The sequence below is a fragment of the Undibacter mobilis genome (assembly GCF_003367195.1).
GTDB classification, from domain to species: Bacteria; Pseudomonadota; Alphaproteobacteria; order Rhizobiales; family Xanthobacteraceae; genus Pseudolabrys; species Pseudolabrys mobilis.
This window is the reverse complement of sequence record NZ_QRGO01000001.1, coordinates 1,641,271-1,658,955: the sequence shown is the minus strand read 5'-3', so window position 1 is coordinate 1,658,955 and position 17,685 is coordinate 1,641,271. Positions and strand designations below refer to the sequence as shown.

20 protein-coding genes and 1 other RNA gene are annotated in these 17,685 nt (G+C 63.8%); 10 read left to right on the top strand and 11 right to left on the bottom strand.

The genetic code is table 11. The annotated features are described in order from the left end of the window. The first annotated feature begins 107 nt into the window (after positions 1 to 107). Together DXH78_RS07825 and DXH78_RS07820 are read left to right on the top strand one after the other, a co-directional pair. The gene (locus DXH78_RS07825; protein WP_115516508.1) at positions 108 to 1,250 is read left to right on the top strand and encodes a DNA recombination protein RmuC; all 1,143 of its coding nucleotides are present in this window, start codon (positions 108 to 110) and stop codon (positions 1,248 to 1,250) included. Positions 1,251 to 1,377: 127 nt separating this feature from the next. Next, complete coding sequence (locus DXH78_RS07820) at positions 1,378 to 2,760, top strand: AmpG family muropeptide MFS transporter (protein WP_115516507.1); 1,383 nt, start codon at positions 1,378 to 1,380, stop codon at positions 2,758 to 2,760. Here the strand turns inward: DXH78_RS07820 and pobA are convergent. Further along, positions 2,757 to 3,929, bottom strand: coding sequence for a 4-hydroxybenzoate 3-monooxygenase (gene pobA, locus DXH78_RS07815; protein WP_115516506.1), 1,173 nt, complete (start codon positions 3,927 to 3,929; stop codon positions 2,757 to 2,759). The two genes, DXH78_RS07820 and pobA, sit on opposite strands and share 4 nt — an antisense overlap. A gap of 66 nt (positions 3,930 to 3,995) precedes the next feature. Between pobA and DXH78_RS07810 the strand changes: the two genes are divergently transcribed. Further along, positions 3,996 to 4,901, top strand: coding sequence for a helix-turn-helix domain-containing protein (locus DXH78_RS07810; protein ID WP_115516505.1), 906 nt, complete (start codon positions 3,996 to 3,998; stop codon positions 4,899 to 4,901). Positions 4,902 to 4,953: 52 nt separating this feature from the next. Here DXH78_RS07810 and recR read toward each other — a convergent pair whose 3' ends face one another. The 4 genes from recR to ffs all read right to left on the bottom strand — a co-directional run bounded on the left by recR (position 4,954) and on the right by ffs (position 7,942). Then, positions 4,954 to 5,559 (bottom strand): recombination mediator RecR, encoded by a 606-nt coding sequence (gene recR, locus DXH78_RS07805; RefSeq protein WP_115516504.1) that lies wholly within the window; start codon positions 5,557 to 5,559, stop codon positions 4,954 to 4,956. Position 5,560: 1 nt separating this feature from the next. After that, the gene (locus DXH78_RS07800) at positions 5,561 to 5,878 is read right to left on the bottom strand and encodes a YbaB/EbfC family nucleoid-associated protein (RefSeq protein ID WP_115516503.1); all 318 of its coding nucleotides are present in this window, start codon (positions 5,876 to 5,878) and stop codon (positions 5,561 to 5,563) included. 63 nt (positions 5,879 to 5,941) lie between these two features. Next, entirely contained in the window at positions 5,942 to 7,759 is a 1,818-nt protein-coding gene (locus DXH78_RS07795; RefSeq protein ID WP_115516502.1) for a DNA polymerase III subunit gamma/tau, read from the bottom strand. Between the two features lie 87 nt (positions 7,760 to 7,846). Beyond that, positions 7,847 to 7,942: signal recognition particle sRNA small type (ffs, locus tag DXH78_RS07790), an RNA gene on the bottom strand. Positions 7,943 to 7,991: 49 nt separating this feature from the next. Here ffs and DXH78_RS07785 point away from each other — a divergent pair. From DXH78_RS07785 to DXH78_RS07775, 3 genes are read left to right on the top strand one after another with little or no spacing between them, the layout of a single operon-like run. After that, positions 7,992 to 8,414 (top strand): HIT domain-containing protein, encoded by a 423-nt coding sequence (locus tag DXH78_RS07785; RefSeq protein WP_115516501.1) that lies wholly within the window; start codon positions 7,992 to 7,994, stop codon positions 8,412 to 8,414. Positions 8,415 to 8,462: 48 nt separating this feature from the next. Continuing rightward, positions 8,463 to 9,422: an NAD(+) diphosphatase gene (gene nudC, locus DXH78_RS07780; protein WP_210209522.1), complete on the top strand. Its 960-nt coding sequence runs from the start codon at positions 8,463 to 8,465 to the stop codon at positions 9,420 to 9,422. Next, positions 9,415 to 10,335 (top strand): PfkB family carbohydrate kinase, encoded by a 921-nt coding sequence (locus DXH78_RS07775; protein WP_147292586.1) that lies wholly within the window; start codon positions 9,415 to 9,417, stop codon positions 10,333 to 10,335. The genes nudC and DXH78_RS07775 overlap by 8 nt, the downstream gene beginning before the upstream one ends. A gap of 5 nt (positions 10,336 to 10,340) precedes the next feature. Here DXH78_RS07775 and DXH78_RS19805 read toward each other — a convergent pair whose 3' ends face one another. From DXH78_RS19805 to DXH78_RS07765, 3 genes are all read right to left on the bottom strand, one after another. Then, the gene (locus DXH78_RS19805; protein ID WP_168192734.1) at positions 10,341 to 10,493 is read right to left on the bottom strand and encodes a hypothetical protein; all 153 of its coding nucleotides are present in this window, start codon (positions 10,491 to 10,493) and stop codon (positions 10,341 to 10,343) included. A gap of 4 nt (positions 10,494 to 10,497) precedes the next feature. Further along, entirely contained in the window at positions 10,498 to 11,640 is a 1,143-nt protein-coding gene (locus tag DXH78_RS07770; protein ID WP_115516498.1) for a YeeE/YedE family protein, read from the bottom strand. A gap of 76 nt (positions 11,641 to 11,716) precedes the next feature. Continuing rightward, complete coding sequence (locus DXH78_RS07765) at positions 11,717 to 12,691, bottom strand: sulfurtransferase (protein ID WP_115517794.1); 975 nt, start codon at positions 12,689 to 12,691, stop codon at positions 11,717 to 11,719. A 163-nt stretch (positions 12,692 to 12,854) separates the two neighbouring features. Here DXH78_RS07765 and DXH78_RS07760 point away from each other — a divergent pair, with 163 nt between their 5' ends. Next, positions 12,855 to 13,325 carry an Lrp/AsnC family transcriptional regulator gene (locus DXH78_RS07760; RefSeq protein WP_115516497.1) on the top strand — a complete coding sequence of 157 codons (471 nt, stop codon included), beginning with the start codon at positions 12,855 to 12,857 and terminating at the stop codon, positions 13,323 to 13,325. Positions 13,326 to 13,338: 13 nt separating this feature from the next. Here the strand turns inward: DXH78_RS07760 and DXH78_RS07755 are convergent, their stop codons facing one another. From DXH78_RS07755 to DXH78_RS07745, 3 genes are all read right to left on the bottom strand, one after another. After that, positions 13,339 to 13,890 carry a TadE/TadG family type IV pilus assembly protein gene (locus DXH78_RS07755; RefSeq protein ID WP_168192733.1) on the bottom strand — a complete coding sequence of 184 codons (552 nt, stop codon included), beginning with the start codon at positions 13,888 to 13,890 and terminating at the stop codon, positions 13,339 to 13,341. Positions 13,891 to 13,892: 2 nt separating this feature from the next. Then, a complete protein-coding gene (locus DXH78_RS07750) occupies positions 13,893 to 14,477 on the bottom strand; it encodes a TadE/TadG family type IV pilus assembly protein (protein WP_115516495.1) in 585 nt (194 codons plus the stop codon). Between the two features lie 136 nt (positions 14,478 to 14,613). Next, positions 14,614 to 15,051 carry a pilus assembly protein N-terminal domain-containing protein gene (locus DXH78_RS07745; protein WP_245416766.1) on the bottom strand — a complete coding sequence of 146 codons (438 nt, stop codon included), beginning with the start codon at positions 15,049 to 15,051 and terminating at the stop codon, positions 14,614 to 14,616. Positions 15,052 to 15,795: 744 nt separating this feature from the next. Here DXH78_RS07745 and DXH78_RS07740 point away from each other — a divergent pair. From DXH78_RS07740 to cpaB, 3 genes are all read left to right on the top strand, one after another. Further along, positions 15,796 to 15,960, top strand: coding sequence for a Flp family type IVb pilin (locus DXH78_RS07740; protein WP_115516493.1), 165 nt, complete (start codon positions 15,796 to 15,798; stop codon positions 15,958 to 15,960). A gap of 181 nt (positions 15,961 to 16,141) precedes the next feature. Further along, entirely contained in the window at positions 16,142 to 16,651 is a 510-nt protein-coding gene (locus DXH78_RS07735) for an A24 family peptidase (RefSeq protein WP_115516492.1), read from the top strand. Between the two features lie 220 nt (positions 16,652 to 16,871). Further along, the gene (gene cpaB / locus DXH78_RS07730; RefSeq protein WP_115516491.1) at positions 16,872 to 17,660 is read left to right on the top strand and encodes a Flp pilus assembly protein CpaB; all 789 of its coding nucleotides are present in this window, start codon (positions 16,872 to 16,874) and stop codon (positions 17,658 to 17,660) included. Positions 17,661 to 17,685: the final 25 nt, after the last annotated feature.

Genomic DNA, 17,685 nt, shown 5'->3' with positions numbered 1-17,685 from the left:
AAGCCGGAAGGTCAACGGAACCGGCTCAAAACACGCCGTTTTCGGGCACCGGCCGGCCCGTTCGCCGTTCGTTCCCTCCCGGCGCGAATCGGAGTAAAACCCGCACCATGAACCCCGCCCTGACTGACCCGCTGCGCGACTTCCTGCAATCGCCGGCCGCCCTGCCCATCGCCCTGGGCGTCGCAGCGTTGCTCGTGATCTGTGTAATCGCGATCCTCATCATCCTGCTGCGGCCGAAAAAGCCGATGGCCGACCCGGAGCAGGATGCGCGCCTGCGCGAGCTCAATGCCCGGTTAGATGCCATGGGCTCGTGGCTGCAGAACGCGCACGGGCAACTCGCCAACACGGTCAACACCCGGCTCGACGCCGTGAGCCAGAACCTCGGCGAGTCGATGAAGACGACCGCCAAGCACACCTCCGATCACCTGCAGGCCCTGCATTCGCGGCTCGCGGTGATCGACTCGGCGCAGAAGAACATCACCGAATTGTCGTCCACCGTGACGTCGCTGCAGAACGTGCTGAGCAACAAGCAATCGCGCGGCGCCTTCGGGCAAGGGCAGCTCGAAGCCATCATCATGGATGTGCTGCCGAAAGGCGCCTACGAATTCCAGTACAGCTTGTCGAACCGCACCAAGCCGGACTGCGTGGTTTTCATGCCGGATTCCGGCCCGCTGGTGATCGATGCCAAATTTCCGCTCGAAGCGCTGACCGCGCTGCGCGCCGCCGAAAGCGACGAGGAACGCAAATTCGCCGCTGCGCGCGTGCGCACCGACATCGCCAAACATGTCTCCGACATCGCCGCGAAGTATCTGATCCCCGGCGAGACGCAGGACATCGCGCTGATGTTCATCCCGTCGGAGTCGGTCTATGCCGATTTGCACGAGCAATTCGACGATCTGGTGCAGAAGGCGCAGCGCGCCCGCGTCATGATCGTGTCACCGACACTCATGGTCATGGCGATCCAGGTCATCAAGCAGGTGCGCAAGGATGCCGAGATGCGCGAGGCCGCCGACCAGATCCGCACCGAGGTCGGCATGATGCTCAAGGACGTGACGTTGCTGTCCGAGCGGGTGCGCAAGCTGCAATCGCATTTCAACCAGGCCAATGCCGACATCGACAGCATCCTGATTTCGACCGGCAAGATCGAAAAGCGCGCCGGCAAGATCGAGGGGCTTGATTTCGACTCCGACACGCCGGCCAGCGCCGAGGTCATTGCCGCGCCGATCCGAAAGATCGGGGTGGCAGAGTGAGCGCTGTCGTCATTCCGGGGCACGCGCGGAGCGCGTGAGCCGGAATCCAGATTCTCGTTGTACGCTCGTCCCTGGATTCCGGGTTCGCGCCTGTCGGCGCGCCCCGGAATGACGTAGAAAGCAGCGCATGACCACCACGCCCGAAATAGACACCGCCGCCCGCCGCTCCTTCACCGAGGCGCTCGCGGTCTATCTGAAGCCGCGCGTGCTGATCGTGCTGGTGCTCGGCTTCTCCTCGGGCCTGCCGCTGGCGCTGTCGGGCACGACGCTGCTGGTGTGGATGCGCGAGGTCGGCGTCGATCTCGGCACCATCGGCTTGTTCGCGCTGGTCGGCACGCCCTACACCATCAAGTTCCTGTGGGCGCCGGTGGTCGATGCGCTCGACGTGCCCGTGCTGTCGCGCCTGCTCGGGCGCCGCCGCGGCTGGCTGATGCTGTCGCAGATTCTGCTGATGGCGGCGATCCTCATTCTCGCCGCCAGCAATCCGAAATTCTCGGCCCTGATTGTTGTCGCCGGCGCCGCCCTGCTGGTCGCGCTCGCCTCCGCAACGCAGGACATCGTCATCGACGCCTTTCGCGTCGAAAGCCTCGACACCGACGAACAGGCCGCCGGCATGGCGGCCTATGTCGCGGCCTATCGCGTCGGCATGCTGGTTTCGACCGCGGGCGCGCTCTACATCGTCAGCGGCTTCGAAGTGATGGGCAGCAGCAAGGATGCGGCGTGGTCGTTCGGCTATGCCGTCATGGCGGCGATGGTCGGCATCGGCATGGTTGCCACGCTGTTCGCCAAAGAGCCGGCGCGGTCGCAAGCCGCCGCTGTCGAAAAAGCCAGCCATGCCGGCGAGAGCCCTATCAAACGCGTATTCGGCGCGGCCTATGCGGCGTTCGCCGAGTTTCTCAGCCGCGACGCCGCCATCGCCGTGCTCGTCTTCGTCATCCTGTACAAGCTGTGCGACGCCTTCGCCGGCACGATGACCGCGCCTTTCGTCATCGACCTCGGCTTCACGCGCACCGACTACGCCAACATCGTCAAGGGTCTTGGCCTTGCCGCCACCTTGCTCGGCGGCTTCGCCGGTGGCCTGGTGGCGCGCACGCTGCCGCTTGCCACTGCGCTGTGGATCGGCGCGGCTCTGCAAATGGCGTCGAACTTCGTGTTCGTCTGGCAGGCCTATATCGGCCTCAATCACTGGGCCCTGGCAGCCTCGATCACGGTCGAGAGCTTCACCGGCGCCATCGGCACGGTGATCTTCGTGGCTTACCTGTCGTCGCTGTGCCAGTCGCCGCTGCACACGGCGACGCAATATGCGCTGCTCACCGCGCTGGCCGCTTTCGGCCGCACCTATCTGTCGGCAAGCGCCGGCTATCTCGCCGAAAGCGTCGGCTGGCCGATCTTCTTCACCATCAGCGCCGCGGTCGGCCTGCCCAGCGTCGTGCTGCTGTGGTGGCTGCAGGCCCGCGGCCACTTCGCCGCGCTCGACAAGCCGCGCGGGCCTGTCGCGATGAGCAATTAGAACGGCAGGCCGACGTAGTTTTCCGCCATCGCGCTTTTCGCCGCGTCGGACGACAGCAGATAAGCCAGTTCGGTGTCCTGCAGCCGGTCCTCATAGGGCGAATTGTCGGGGAAGCGATGCAGCATGGTGGTCATCCACCAGGAGAAGCGCTGCGCCTTCCAAACCCGCGCCAGCGCTTTCTCCGAATAGCCGTCAAGGCCGGCGTCGTCGCGCTTGTGATAGTGATCGACCATGGCGTGGTAGAGATAGTAGATATCGGACGCCGCGCTGTTGAGGCCACGCGCGCCGGTCGGCGGGAAGATGTGTGCGGCATCGCCGGCCAGGAACAGCCGGCCGTAGCGCATCGGTTCGGCGACATAGCTACGCAGCGGCGCAATGCTCTTTTCGATCGACGGCCCGGTTTGCAGCCGCGCCGCCACATCCGCCGGCAAACGATTCTTCAGTTCGGCCCAGAACGCATCATCCGACCAGTTCTCGACCGTATCGGTGAGCGGCACCTGGATGTAATAGCGGCTCAGCACTTGTGAGCGCAGGGAGCAGAGCGCGAAACCGTTCTTGTGCTTGGCGTAGATCAGTTCCGGCGACACCGGTTTGGTCTGCGACAGCACGCCGAGCCAGCCGAACGGATAGACCCGCTCATATTCACGCAGCACGCCGGCGGGAATCGACTTGCGGCTGACGCCATGGAAACCGTCGGCGCCGATGATGTACTCGCAATCGACACGGTGGCTGGCGCCGCCCTTGTTGTAAGTCACATAGGGCTTGTCGCTGCCGAGATCATGCGGCGCCACGTCATCGGCCTCGTGAATGACCTTGCCGTTCATGCGGTCGCGCGCATCGTAGAGGTCGCGCGTCACTTCGGTCTGGCCATAGACGATGACGGAGGAGCCGCCGGAATATTTGTGCAGGTCGATTCGGTCGAGCCGCCCGTCATGGGAAATGAACACGCCGTCGTGAACTTCGCCTTCGCGGTCCATGCGCTCGCCGCAGCCGGCCTCGCGCATCAGTCGGGCAAACCCGTGCTCGAGCACGCCGGCGCGAATGCGCGCCAGGACGTAGTCGCGAGTGTGCTTTTCGAGGAGGACGTTGTCGATGCCCTTGAGATGCAGGAGCTGCGACAGCAACAGGCCGGACGGGCCGCCGCCAATGATGCAAATCTGGGTTTTCATGGACGCGTCCTCCCCGTGCGGCTTCTGTTTGAGGCGCAGTATCGCCCGGCGGGGGCGCGGCGGGGAATGGATCGAGCCGACGATATCTTGTACAAATCGAACATGCCGCGCAGCCCGCTGAAACCCGCGATCCTGACCTACAATCTGTTCGGCGAGGACCGCGACCTCCCCGACGTGGTGCATTGCGAGACCATCGCCGCGCGTTCGGTGCTGCACGACTGGCAGTTTCCGCCGCACCGCCACGGCCGGCTGCATCAGGTGCTGCTGATCGCCAAGGGCGGCGCCCGCGCCAATATCGAGGGCCGTGAGTTCCGGCTCCGGCCGATGGTCGCGGTCAACATGCCGGCCGGCCACGTTCACGGCTACCAGTTTACCCGGGGCACGCAGGGCTGGGTGGTGACCATCGCCACCGAGATTCTCGACGAGGCGGTCGCGCCGTCTGAGGGCCTGTCGCGCGTGCTGTCGAATGCGGCGCTGTTGCGCGCCACGCCGGCCATGCGCCGGCTGATGCAGGACATCTTCACAGAATATGACGGCCGCAACTTCGCGCGCGCCCATGTACTCAAATCGCTGTCGGCGGCGCTGCTCGGCCTCGTCGCGCGCCAGCTCGCGACGCAAAACGCGCGCGGCGCAACGAGCGCCGGCGATCGGCTGGTCGATCGCTTCGAGGTCTTGATCGACAATCATTATCGCGAACATTGGGAGGTTGCGCGCTATGCCGCGGCGCTGAAAGTAACGCCGACGCATCTGTCGCGACTCACGCGCGGGGCATTCGGCTGTCCGGCTTCGCACCTGATCCGCGACCGGTTGGTACGCGAGGCGCGGCGGCAACTGGTCTATACCAACATGCCGGTGTCGAAGGTGGCCTACGCTCTCGGCTTCAACGATCCAGCTTATTTCACGCGCACCTTCACGGTCGCAACGGGGCTATCGCCGAGCGAATTTCGTGAACGGGTGCATAAGGGGAAGTAGCCGTCATTCCATGGCGCGACAGCAGGCCGCGAGCCTGGAATAACAGGATGAGTTAAAACAAAGTCCGCTGCTTCATCGCCGCCGACAGCGTGCCTTCGTCGAGATAATCGAGTTCGCCGCCGACCGGCACGCCGTGCGCAAGGCGCGTGACCTTCACATTGGCGTCCGTGAGCAGCTCGGTGATGTAATGCGCCGTGGTCTGGCCATCGACAGTGGCGTTGAGCGCGAGGATGACTTCTTTGACCTCCGGCTCATGGGCACGCTTGACCAGGGCTTCGATCGACAGGTCCTGCGGACCGACGCCGTCGAGCGGCGACAAGGTGCCGCCCAGCACATGATAACGGCCGTTGACTGCGTGCGCACGCTCCAGCGCCCACAGATCGGCAACATCGGCGACAACGACGAGTATCGATTGATCGCGGCGCGTATCGGTGCAGACCGTACACGGATCCTGCGTGTCGATGTTACCGCAGATCTTGCAGACGACGATCTTCTCAAGCGCGGTCTGCAGCGCAGTGGTGAGTGGCGTCATCACCTGCTCGCGCTTCTTGATCAGGAACAGCGCCGCGCGGCGCGCCGAGCGCGGGCCAAGGCCCGGCAGCCGCGCCAGCAACTGGATCAGCTTTTCGATTTCGGGGCCGGCAACGGCGGCGGGCATATTACCCCAACAGCCCGGGCGGCAGCGGCAGGCCGCCAGTTACCGCCTTCATCTTCTCGGCGAGCACGGTCTCAGCCTTGCGACGCGCGTCGGCATGCGCCGTGACGAGCAGGTCCTCGACAATGTCCTTCTCGGAGGGCTGCAACAGCGAGTCGTCGATCTTGACGCCCTTGAGCGCGCCCTTGGCAGTGAGCGTCACCTTGACCATGCCGCCGCCGGCAGTGCCTTCGACTTCGATAGTGTCGAGCTCAGCCTGCATTTCCTGCATTTTCGACTGCAGCTGCGCGGCCTGCTTCATCATGCCCATGAAATCCCGCATGATTTACTCTCCTTTGCGCACATCCGATCCGAAAAACCGGTAACCGATTTTCGCGATCAGGCGCTAGTCCTCATCTTCCATGTCCGGCGGAGCAAGGCCGCCCTCGTCGAGTGGCGGTTCCTCGCCCTGCTGCGTAATCTCGCCAACCTTGGCGCCGGGAAACTTCTTCAGCACCGCCTGCACCAGCGGGTCCTGCATCACTTCGTTGCGCAGCTCAGCCTGACGGTCATTGGCTTGGTCGCGCAAGGTCGGCGCGCCCTGCTCTCGCGACAACGCGACCATCCAGATGCGGCCGGTCCACGCCGACAGCTTGCGCTGCAACTCGTTGACCAGGCCCTTCGGCGCGCTGGGCAGCAGCGCGATTTCGAGCCGGCCATCTTCGAAACGAACGAGCCGCACATCGCGTTCCAGCGCCATCTTGGCACTGATGTCGCGTTTGTCGGCAACGAAGGCGATCAGATCGGGGAACGACTTGATGACGACGGCAGGCTGCGCCTCTGGCATGTCGCGACGGGCGACTGCCTCGTCAGAGGGCATCGTCGAGGCCAGCGCCTGCGCCCGCGGCGCCCCGCGCGGCGCGTCGAACCGTGGCGCGAAACTTTGCGCAGTAGCCGAAGCGCCACCACCGCCGCCGCCGCCGCCACCGCTCGGACCGCGCACCGGCGCGGCGCCGCCGCCGTTGTCACTCAGCGAGCGCACGACTTCGTCCGGCGTCGGCAGATCGGCCGCATAGGCAATGCGCACAAGCACCATTTCCGCGGCGGCGAGCGGCCGGCCCGAAGCCTGCACCTCGCCGACGCCCTTGAGTAACATCTGCCAGGTGCGCGACAGCACGCGCAGCGACAATTGCTTGGCGAAATCGCGGCCGCGCACACGCTCGGCTTCCGACAGCGAGGCATCCTCGCCAACGCTCGGCACCACCTTCATGCGGGTGACGAAATGGGTGAACTCGGCGAGGTCGCCGAGCACCACGGCCGGATCGGCGCCGATATCGTACTGCGCACGCAATTCGGTCAGCGCAGCGGCGATGTCGCCCTTCATCAGGGCTTCGAACAGATCGACGATACGGACGCGGTCGGCAAGGCCGAGCATCTGCCGCACGTCTTCGGCGCGCACCGGACCCGCAGCGTGGGCGATGGCCTGATCGAACAGCGACAGTGAATCGCGCACCGAGCCTTCGGCGGCGCGCGCGATCAATGCCAGCGCACCGGGTTCGGCTTCGATAGTCTCCTTGGCCGCGATGCCGGCAAGGTGCTGCACCAGTGCGTCGGCATCGACGCGGCGCAGATCGAAACGCTGACAGCGCGACAATACCGTCACCGGGACTTTGCGGATTTCGGTGGTGGCGAAGATGAATTTGACGTGCGGCGGCGGCTCCTCGAGCGTCTTCAACAAAGCGTTGAAGGCCGCGGTCGAGAGCATGTGAACTTCGTCGAGGATGTAGACCTTGTAGCGCGCCGACACCGGCGCGTAGCGCGCGGCGTCGTTGATCTGGCGCACGTCGTCGACGCCGTTGTGCGAGGCGGCGTCCATTTCGAGGACATCGATGTGGCGGCTGTCGATGATGGCCTGGTCGTGAATGCCCATCACCGGCATGTGGATGGTCGGGCCCTTGACCGAGCCGTCGGGCAATTCGTAGTTCAGGGCACGGGCGAGAATGCGCGCGGTCGTGGTCTTGCCGACGCCGCGGACACCGGTGAGAATCCAGGCCTGCGGAATACGACCGGTCTCGAAGGCATTCGAGACCGTGCGGACCATAGCCTCCTGGCCGATCAGGTCGTCAAAACTCGCCGGGCGATATTTGCGCGCCAGAACGCGGTAGCCGCCGGCCTGTTCGGCCGGGGCGGAACCGGCACCTGTCGGGCTGTCGGGTTCGCTCATGCGCCTATTCTGGCAAGCCCGGGACGCGGGGGCCACCCGCCCGGGCTCAACCAAGGCGGCACGTCCAAGGGAATCGTGGAAAAATCGGTGGGAGGCTGACGAGCGACCCGATCCGTGCTCGTTAGGGCTGCTTCCTTCCGGACCTGACCCGGTTGGCGAGTGGTTCGTCCACCGCCAACCTCCCGGGGCCTATATCGGGCCAAAAGGCAGAGAAAGCAAGCCGAGGAACCCCATGCCGGACACCGCCTTCACCCTGCATCCCCAGCTCGCCTCCGACACAGTTCCGGTGGGCGATCTGCCGCTCTGCCGCGTGCTGCTGTCGAAGGACGCCAATTATTCCTGGCTGGTTCTGGTGCCGCGGCGGCCGGACATCGTCGAACTGATCGACCTTGACCCCGCCGACCGCGCCACGCTCAGTGCCGAGATCGACATGGTCTCCCGCGCGCTCAAGGCGATCACCGAGTGCGAGAAGCTCAACGTCGCGGCGTTGGGCAATGTCGTGCCGCAGCTTCATGTCCATGTCATAGGGCGGCGGCATTCCGATGCGGCCTGGCCGAAACCGGTCTGGGGCGCGGCGCCGGCCCTCCCTTACGAGCCCGCCTTGCGCGACGGCTTCGTGACCGCCCTGCGCCGCGCGCTGGGTCTGTCGAAGTAGCGGCGCCCACGTTGCGCTTGCCTCTCCGTCATGCGAGCTTCCGCGCCGATGTCCGACCGTCCTGCCCCCTTCGCCGCCCTCGGGCCTAGGCCCCTCCTCGGTTACACCGACAGCCGCCTTGAGCGCGCCGCCGAATTACGTATCGATCGCGCGGTGCAGGAGCGGATGACCGCCGACACGCGCACCGCCACCTATGTGATGGGCGGCGAGATGATCGTGGTCCGCAAGGGCGAGCCCAACAACCCGCTATTCACACTCGAACAGGCGCTGTCGCTGGGCGCGACTGAGGAGATGGTGTTTCTCGGCCATCTCGACGGCGCACCACGCTACGGCTGCGGCATGCCGCAGGCCGCCGCCGAAGCGCTCAAGGCGCGCGACGATCTTCTGGTTACTGATCTGCGCTCGATCGCGGTGCAGGGACTGGTCGCCGCCGAACACCTGCCGCCAATTGCCGAAGCCAAGGCCGTGCTGCATTGGCATCAGCGCCATCGCTTCTGTTCCAATTGCGGCCACGCCACCGATGCGGTCGACGCCGGCTGGAAGCGGCTGTGCCCGGCCTGCAAGGCCGAGCATTTCCCGCGCACCGATCCCGTCGTCATCATGCTCATCGTCGATGGCGATCAGTGTCTGCTCGGCCGCTCGCCACGTTTCGTGCCGACCATGTGGTCCTGTCTTGCCGGCTTCATCGAGCCCGGCGAGGCGATCGAGGACGCGGTGCGGCGCGAGACACGCGAGGAAGCCGGCATCCTGTGCGGTCGTATCAAGTATTTCCGCTCGCAGCCCTGGCCCTTCCCGTCGTCGCTGATGATCGGCGCCCATGCCGAGGCGAAAAGCCGCGATATCGTCATCGACGCGACGGAACTCGAAGCCGCCCGGTGGTTTACCAAGGATGAGATTGTCGCCATGCTGACGCGGACCCACCGCGACGGCCTGACCACGCCGCCGCCGGTGGCGATTGCGCATCACATCATCCGCGCCTGGGCAGAGGACGAAGTAAGTTTTGACTGAGGCAAGCCACCCTGTCCGTATCGTCTGCGCCGGCGGCGCCGTGCAGGACAATGTGATGCGGGTCGAGAAATTTCCGGCGCCCGGCGGCAAGGTGTCGGCCACCGATTTCGTCGTTACCAGCGGCGGCCAGGCCGGCAATGCGGCGGTGGCTATGGCGCGGCTCGGCGCCCACGTCACCTATATCGGCGCGGTCGGCGACGAGACCGACGACGTCGCCAACTCCATCCTCAAGACCTTCGCCAAAGAGAACATCGACGTGTCGCACGCGATTCGCGTGCAAGGGGCACGCTCGGCGGCCTCGCTGATCATGCTCGACGCCGAAGGCGAGAAGATGATCTCCACGTTGCGGCCCAAGGGGCTGAATGCGGCGGTGCCCGCCGACCCGGATGGCGTCGTCGCGAATGCCGACGCCGCCATGCTCGACAACCGTTACAGCAATATCAGCCTGCCGATCTGTCTTGCCGCCAAAAAGCGCGGCATTCCGCGCGTGCTCGATTTCGACAAGCCGACGCCGCCGGACGACCCGCTGTTCCAGGCGAGTTCGCATGTCATCTGCTCGGCCGACGCCATCCGCGAGGCCACCGGCGTCAAGGACCTGCCCGGTGCGCTCAAGAAGCTCGGCGAAAGCTTCACGGGGTTCCTCGCCGTGACCAACGGACCGGAAGGCGTCTACTGGCTCGACAGTGGTGACGTGCGCCACATGGATGCGTTCAAGGTGAAGGCCGTCGATACGCTCGGCGCGGGCGACACGTTTCACGGCGGCTTTGCCGTGCGCTTCGTTGAGACCGGCGATGCCGTCGCGTCGATGCGGTTTGCCGCCGCGGCCGCCGCGATCAAATGCACGCGCTTCGGCGGCCTGACGGGCGCCGCAACGCGCGATGAAGTCGATGCGTTTTTGAAAGAGCGGGATTAAGCGCTTTACTTCACCGACGGACAGGGGGCGCCGCAGGGCGCGCAGGCGCCGGCGAAATCTTCCGGCGAAACGGCGCGGCCCGTCGACGGGCTCATCAGGTGATTGCCGACGATGGTGAAGAGCGCGACCAGCGTCACGACGATATAGACGGTGCGCATAGGTCTACTCCCGCGACAGGCCGAAGACCGGCCGCAGGCGAATGCCGACAAGGCTGCCGAGCAGCGCCATCGCGAACCACACCCAGCCATGCAACGAGCCCGAGGCCACACCGCCGACGAAGGCGCCGATGTTGCAGCCGAAGCCAAGGCGCGCGCCCCAGCCCATCAGCAGGCCGCCGACCGCGGCGGCGAGCAGCGAACCGAGCGGCGGCCATGGCGTGTTGGCGAAACGCTTGGTCGCTGCGGCAGCGGCCATGGCGCCGAAGATCATGCCGAAATCGGTGAGACTCGACGTGTCGGACAGCACCGATTGTTCGAGTGCATGCTTGGGGCCCGGCCACTGCCAGAATGCGGCATTCGAGAAGTCGAAACCCACCGCCTGGAAGATCTTGGCGCCCCACACCGTGTAGCCAAACGTGACGCTCCAGGGATGACCGCCGGCGAAGAACACGCCAATGCACAGCAGGCCGATGACAATGCCGCCAACGATGTAGTTGCGCGACGGCTTGAAATTGGCGCCACGCCTTTTGGCGATGAAAGCCAGGATCGCCGCCGCGACCGCGAGGCTCGCCAATGTCGCGGCAAGACCGCCCCATGGGCCTAGATAGTCGGACGCCAGAACCGGATCGATACCGCCCATCGCGAGAAACCGGGGCAGCGACAGCGAGCCAAACACGCTGCCGATGACGAAGAAGGCCAACGTCACCAGCATGCGGCCAGAGCCGCCACCAACGGTGTAAAGCGTGCCCGAACCGCAGCCATTGCCGAGCTGCATGCCGACGCCGAAGACGAAGGCGCCGACGATCAGCGACGGCCCGAGCGGCGCGATAGCACCGCCATAGCCTTTGACCAGCGCCGCAACCGGCACCACTGCCAAAGCGGCGATGGCGATGACGATCAGGCCGCCGATCAGACCACCCGCCTCACCCCGCGTGAGAAAGCGCCGCCACGATGCGGCATAGCTGAACTCAGCCTTGAGAAAGGCAATGCCGAGGCCGAAGCCGCCGAGAACCAGGGCCGCGGAAGCCGGCTGGCCGTCGAGCAACACCAGCGCGATCAGGATCGCGGTGGCGAGGACGGCGATAGAGACAAAGAGATAATCGGCGCGCGGCGCGGCCGAAGGAGCGGAGATCGTTGCGGTAGACATGCCTTGCCTTCTCCTTGCGAGAGGCGCGCTTTAGGGCGCGCCTCTGCATTTGTCGAGGATCAGAAACGTAATTCTATCACGAACCGAGACCGAGCACCTTCTTGACATCGTCCCACTTGGTGCGCGCGGAGTCGATCGGGCGCGACGCATTGGCGGTCCATTCGACCATCGAGCCGTCATAAAGGCTGACATCCTGGCGACCGAGCAGTTCGTGCAACACGAACCAATCGGTCGCGGCCCAGTGGCCGGTGTTGCAATAGGCGATCACCGGCTGCTGGGCCGGCAGTTGCGCAGCCAGCGCGGCCAGTTCGGCACGCGGCTTCAGACGGTTGGTGGCGGCATCGTAGAAGCTGGCGCTGTCGAGATTGACGGCGCCCGGAATGTGGCCATAGGCCTTGGCGGCCGGTGCCTTTTCCTTGCCAGTGAAGAACGAGGCCGGACGCGCGTCCAGCAGCGTCGCATTCTTCGCGGTCTCGACCTTGGTGACGTCGTCAATGCGCGACAGCAGTTTCTCGTTGAGCGTGGCGGTGAAAATTGTTGGCACAGGCTTTTTGACACCCTTCTCAAGCGCCAGGCCTGCCGCCTTCCAGCCGGCCACCCCGCCGTCGAGGATCGAGACATTGTTCACGCCGACGACCTTGAGCGTCCAGTAGGTGCGCGCAGCGGAACCGAAATCGGTGAAGTTCACGCCAGCTGGGACCACGACAACGTGCGTGTTCTCGTCGATGCCGATCTCGCCGATCAGCTTTTCGAGTTCGGCGACGGTCGGCAGCATGAAGGGCACGTCGTTACGGGTCACGCGCCAGCCGGCCTTGTCGTAGTCGCTGTGCACGGCGCCGGGAATGTGGGCCTCTTCATAAGCCTTGGCGCCGCCGCCATCGATGGCGGAGCGGATGTCGAGGACGAGCAGGTTCTTGTCGTCGAGATGCTGCTGGAGCCAGGAGACGCTGACCAGTGGCTGCGGCTCGGCTGCGGAGGCAGAGAAGGTCGCGCCGAGCGACACCAGGGCGCTCAGGCCTGCAGCCACGAAGGGGGCGAAGAATTTTCTCATGGGACGGTTCATCCGGGACAGGGCGCCGGCGGGCGCCGTTTCATGGCACTTGAAATAGAATATTTTTCTATGTAAAGACAGTACTGAGGCATAAAAAAGAAAATCCTTCTAATTTGCGTCTTACAGAAAGTCAGAAACTTCTCTTTTTGCAAGGAAATAGAGAATGGATGCCATCGACCGCAAGATCCTCGCCGTGGTGCAGGAGGACGCCTCCCTATCGGTCGCCGAAATTGGGCAGCGCGTCGGGCTGTCATCGACGCCCTGCTGGAAGCGCCTGCAGCGGCTCGAGGCCGACGGCGTCATCACCAAGCGCGTGGCGCTGATCGATCCGGAAAAGATCGGGCTTGGCATCACCGTGTTCGTCTCGGTGGAGACCGGCGACCATTCGCAGGAGTGGCTCGGCCGCTTCGCCGACGTCGTCAATGCCATGCCGGAGGTGATGGAGTTCTATCGCATGGCCGGAGATGTCGACTACGTCCTGCGCGTCGTGGTGCAGGACATGCAGAGCTACGACGCCTTTTACAAGAAGCTGATCGCCACCGTGCCGCTGAAGAACGTCACGTCGCGCTTCGCCATGGAGCGTATCAAATCGACGACGTCGCTGCCGATCGCCGACCTGAAGGTGGCGCGCTAGCCTTGCGTGCCGCTCACGTGCAAGACTTGCTGTCGTAGGTCGGCGAGGCCTGCCGCGGCGTCATGTACATCTTGTCCGCCAGGTTGAGCGTGCCGGTAATGGTGTAGCCGACGGTCGGCTGATAGGCGTAGCTGGCTTCGGCAAGAATAATCTGCGAGTTGGCGACTTGCAGCGCCGTCGGCAAATTCGCCGTACCTGAATTGACGGTACCGTTACGCGTTGCGCTCCATTTCACCGTGGCATTCTTGTTGGCGTCGATGCTGATGCAGGTGACGGTCATCTTCATCTTGGTGACGTCGTAAGGAGCGACAATCGCACCAGAGGCATCGAATATATTGCTCATGTCACCCGACGAAATCGTCGTCACCTGCGACGACAGGTTGGCGAGCGCGGCCGCCGTCAGACTCACTTTGCGGTCGACGCTCACGGCGTCGGAAATTTCAACACAACCGAAATAGAGGCCGATCATGATCGGCGCCAGCAGCGCGAACTCGACGGCGGAAACGCCGCGTTGATCGCGCGCGAAACGCAGCTTGCGGCGGTGCACCGTGGCGAAAGACGACAAGGTCAACATCCGCCCGTCCCGCCATAGGGCTCGTTTCGGAACACCGATGTCGCCACCAGAAGCCTTTTATTGCCGTTGAGGTTCGACAGGTTGTTACCGAGCAGGGAGACGTAGATCGGCCACTGGTAGTAGATCGCGACCTTGACGATGCAGCCCGGACCGCCCGGCGTGTAGGTCATATTCGACGTATCGAGCTTGCCATTGGTGACCGGCGGCGTGCTGCTGACCGAGGTGAAGTTACTGTAGGTCTTTACGTCGACATACACGCCGCCGCTGCAGTCGAACAGGCTGGCGACACGATTGCAGACCTGGGTTTTGAAATCATTGGCGCTGTAGCCGGTTGTCTGCGCCTGGCCGGTCAGGATCAGTCGCGCCGCGGCGGCGGTGGCGGCTTCGAGACTCTGACCGGCGAAGAACACCATCGCAGATTCGATAATGGCGAAGATGAGCGCCAGAAACGGCGTTGCAACCAGCGCGAACTCGACCGCCGCGGCGCCATCCTGCTGCTTGATGAAACGCCGACCGAGCCTGCTGCGCTTTAACGCGCCGCAGCGTTCCCCAATGACATTCTTGATCCTGTTCAACATGTTCGGGTTCCAGCCCGCATCACCCAACCATCTCTCTTATAGCGAAATGGTGTTTTTGATTTCTTGCGGGCGTTGGCGAAATAGCCGGAGATCACGTTAGGCCGACACTAACCCTGTTGCGCCGGGTCGCCCGCGATCAGCGTCCGGCCGGGGCGCCGCCGCCGCCGCCGCCACCCGCGCCGCCGATGCGGGCGCCGGACTGCGCCATGATATTGGTGAAGTAGCTCGTGGAGTCGCCAAGCGTCAGGCGCTTCTCACATTCCGGCGCGCAGCTGTAGGACTCGCGTTCGACACCCTTATAGACGACGACGAGATCGGATTTAGTCGGACCGACGACCTGTACCGTGGTATCCAGCACCGTCTTTCCGGCGCGGTTGAGCGCCAGCATGTTGGTGGAACCGAAGCCCTTGCCGGTGAGAACGAGCACGCCGCCGGCCTGCAATGTGGCGTCGGCGATCAGCGGGTTACCGATAACGATGGTGGCGACGCTGTCCGGCAGCTTCATGATGCGGGCCTCGTCGACCGAGACCGAAATCGTTTCGGCATGAGCCGCCTGGAGAGACATTGCGATCATCAGGCCGGCCAAAACCACAGGCAGCCGTCTGGGACGGGGGGACGCGGCCGACATCGCACTCTCCAACGCTACGCAACACACAAGGCCGCGCGGCCATACACGCCCGCGGCAACGGCTTCAGTTGACTGCAAATTGGTGAACGAAGTGCAAAGGCTGGCTGGTGGCCGACGTGCAGCCCCCAGTCGCCGGTCAGACCATCTGGCCGCCGGCGAAGTTCGACGAGCCGCCACGATCAGCGGCCGGATGATGCTGGCGAGAGCGACAGAATAATATCCATTCACCATGCTCTCGGCGCACCAACGAGTGCCCCGCATTTGCCACCCGGCGCGCGGAGTTAACGCCCGGTGAAATTGCTGCGCTGAATGGAAGAGCCTGGCCCTGCGCGGTAATCATGCGACGCGCGCCGGTATCGACCGCAGTATTGATATACTTCAGTAGCGACAGAATTTATCGCGTTATTTAGCCAATAATAGGCGAAACTCTGCGGCTAAAACCGTATTCAAGAAAAATACAAACGTCGATCTTCTATAAATACTTTAGTTATAATCAATTAACCATGCTATTCATTTGGTTACTACCTGTTAACCACAGTATAATTGCATGAAATGCCCCGGATTTTCTTCAACCAGATTAAGACTGCCGCAAGACCTCCCTCGTAGTCTTGCGCTTGACCGGAACAGCCGTACGCCAAACCGGCAGGCCGGTCTGCTCAGACAGCCACGTGGATCTCTTATGGAGCTTTCGATGAAAAACCTGTTCGTGCGTTTCATGAAGGACGACTCGGGCGCCACCGCCATCGAGTACGGCCTCATCGCCGCGGGCATTTCGGTCGCGATCATCGCGGTCGTGAACGGCCTCGGCACCAAGCTGAACACCTCGTTCAACAGCATCTCGACCCAGCTCAAGTAATCGGGTCTCGACGCGATATGACGAAGGGCTCCGGCACATGGCCGGAGCCTTTTGTTTTGGCGAGGCGCAAATTGCGCGCATGGCGCTAACCGAACCTCAAACATCTCGGCCGTAACGTCGCACCGCGTCGGCGGAACGCAAAGCGCGCGGTCCTGCCACAGACAAGCCAAAGGAATGCCCGATGACGGCGCTCGATGTGGTCAGGCTCGTTTTGTTTCCCGCGCTGATGGCCTTCGCCGCCTCCAGCGACCTCTTGACCATGACCATCTCCAACCGGCTGTCGCTGGCGCTGGGCGCCGGCTTCTTCGCACTGGCGATTGTCACGGGCATGCCGCTGCAGACAATCGGCATGCATGCAGCCGCGGCGGCGATCGTCCTCACCGTTGGCTTCATCTTTTTCGCGCAGGGCTGGATCGGCGGCGGCGACGCCAAACTGGTGGCGGCAACCGCCTTGTGGTTCGGCTTCGATCACCTGCTCGACTACGTGGTCTATGCCTCGATCTTCGGTGGCGCGCTCACGCTCTTCCTGATCCAGTTCCGCAAGCTGCCTTTGCCCGCGCCGCTGGCGCGCCAGAGCTGGATCATGCGCCTGCATGAAACTGGTGGCGGCGTGCCTTACGGCATCGCACTCGCCGCGGCCGCGCTCATCGTCTATCCGAAGACCGGCTGGATGCCAGGCGCTTTTAACTAACAACTCATCGTCGTTTGGAACGCCAGGCGCGCCGGCTCCGGCGCGGGTGAGTGATTTTCAACGGCGGAACCCGCGCGGAAAGTGTTTATTAACTCGACTTACTCACCTCTCCTTAACCATGCCTTGACCTTTAGCTGGTCAAATCCATGCAGGCGACCGCTTCGGCCGCCATGTGGGTTTTGACGGCATTGTTGCCGTCGGTATCGGTGAGAGTGAGCGTATGAAAGCCGCGCGCCTTGTTGTCTTGACGGTCGCGATCGCCGCCGGCGGCGTCGCGGCTATGCTCGCCGGCCGCAGCGAAAAGCCGCCGGAAGCACCCGCTCCCGTCGTCGCCAAGGCGGAAACCGTCGATATTCTCGTCGCCAAGAACAATATCGGCATGGGGCAAACCCTCAACGCCGGTGAAATGGCTTGGCAGACCTGGCCCAAGGAAGCCTCCACGGGCAACTTCATCCGCAAAAGCGACCGGCCGAACGCGCTTGAAGACCTGTCGGGACAGATTGCACGCTACCCCTTCGTTGCCGGCGAGCCGATCCGCGAGGCCAAGCTGGTAAATGCAAAGGGATCCGGCTTCATGGCCGCGATTCTGCCGCCGGGCATGCGCGCGGTTTCAACGCAGATTTCGCCGGAAACCTCCGCTGGCGGCTTCATCCTGCCGAACGACCGGGTCGACGTGCTGCTGACGCGCCGCGATCTGGAGGCCGAAAAGGCCACCGGCGTTGAAGCACATGTCAGCGAGGTCGTGCTCAGCAATGTCCGCGTTCTGGCCATCGACCAGAATGTCGAAGAGAAGGGCGGCCAGAAGGTCGTCATGGGCAAGACCGCAACGCTTGAGCTTGCGCCGGCCCAGGCGGAGGTTCTGGCGCTGTCGCAGAAGCGCGGCACGCTGTCTCTGGCGCTGCGCAGCATCACTGACGCCGAGAAGCAGGACGCCCCGATCGAAACGCCCCGTGGCAACGGCATCAACATCGTCCGCTTTGGCGTTTCAACCGTGAGCACGCCGCGATGATCGGTCTCGACGCAAAAAGCCTTGC

What these genes read in the sequence shown, in the direction of transcription:
- DXH78_RS07825 (WP_115516508.1), top strand. Translation starts at nt 108, where the DNA reads ATGAACCCCGCCCTGACTGACCCGCTGCGCGACTTCCTGCAATCGCCG.
- DXH78_RS07820 (WP_115516507.1), top strand. Translation starts at nt 1,378, where the DNA reads ATGACCACCACGCCCGAAATAGACACCGCCGCCCGCCGCTCCTTCACC.
- pobA (WP_115516506.1), bottom strand. Translation starts at nt 3,929, where the DNA reads ATGAAAACCCAGATTTGCATCATTGGCGGCGGCCCGTCCGGCCTGTTG.
- DXH78_RS07810 (WP_115516505.1), top strand. Translation starts at nt 3,996, where the DNA reads ATGGATCGAGCCGACGATATCTTGTACAAATCGAACATGCCGCGCAGC.
- recR (WP_115516504.1), bottom strand. Translation starts at nt 5,559, where the DNA reads ATGCCCGCCGCCGTTGCCGGCCCCGAAATCGAAAAGCTGATCCAGTTG.
- DXH78_RS07800 (WP_115516503.1), bottom strand. Translation starts at nt 5,878, where the DNA reads ATGCGGGATTTCATGGGCATGATGAAGCAGGCCGCGCAGCTGCAGTCG.
- DXH78_RS07795 (WP_115516502.1), bottom strand. Translation starts at nt 7,759, where the DNA reads ATGAGCGAACCCGACAGCCCGACAGGTGCCGGTTCCGCCCCGGCCGAA.
- DXH78_RS07785 (WP_115516501.1), top strand. Translation starts at nt 7,992, where the DNA reads ATGCCGGACACCGCCTTCACCCTGCATCCCCAGCTCGCCTCCGACACA.
- nudC (WP_210209522.1), top strand. Translation starts at nt 8,463, where the DNA reads ATGTCCGACCGTCCTGCCCCCTTCGCCGCCCTCGGGCCTAGGCCCCTC.
- DXH78_RS19805 (WP_168192734.1), bottom strand. Translation starts at nt 10,493, where the DNA reads ATGCGCACCGTCTATATCGTCGTGACGCTGGTCGCGCTCTTCACCATC.
- DXH78_RS07770 (WP_115516498.1), bottom strand. Translation starts at nt 11,640, where the DNA reads ATGTCTACCGCAACGATCTCCGCTCCTTCGGCCGCGCCGCGCGCCGAT.
- DXH78_RS07765 (WP_115517794.1), bottom strand. Translation starts at nt 12,691, where the DNA reads ATGAGAAAATTCTTCGCCCCCTTCGTGGCTGCAGGCCTGAGCGCCCTG.
- DXH78_RS07760 (WP_115516497.1), top strand. Translation starts at nt 12,855, where the DNA reads ATGGATGCCATCGACCGCAAGATCCTCGCCGTGGTGCAGGAGGACGCC.
- DXH78_RS07750 (WP_115516495.1), bottom strand. Translation starts at nt 14,477, where the DNA reads ATGTTGAACAGGATCAAGAATGTCATTGGGGAACGCTGCGGCGCGTTA.
- DXH78_RS07745 (WP_245416766.1), bottom strand. Translation starts at nt 15,051, where the DNA reads ATGATCGCAATGTCTCTCCAGGCGGCTCATGCCGAAACGATTTCGGTC.
- DXH78_RS07740 (WP_115516493.1), top strand. Translation starts at nt 15,796, where the DNA reads ATGAAAAACCTGTTCGTGCGTTTCATGAAGGACGACTCGGGCGCCACC.
- DXH78_RS07735 (WP_115516492.1), top strand. Translation starts at nt 16,142, where the DNA reads ATGACGGCGCTCGATGTGGTCAGGCTCGTTTTGTTTCCCGCGCTGATG.
- cpaB (WP_115516491.1), top strand. Translation starts at nt 16,872, where the DNA reads ATGAAAGCCGCGCGCCTTGTTGTCTTGACGGTCGCGATCGCCGCCGGC.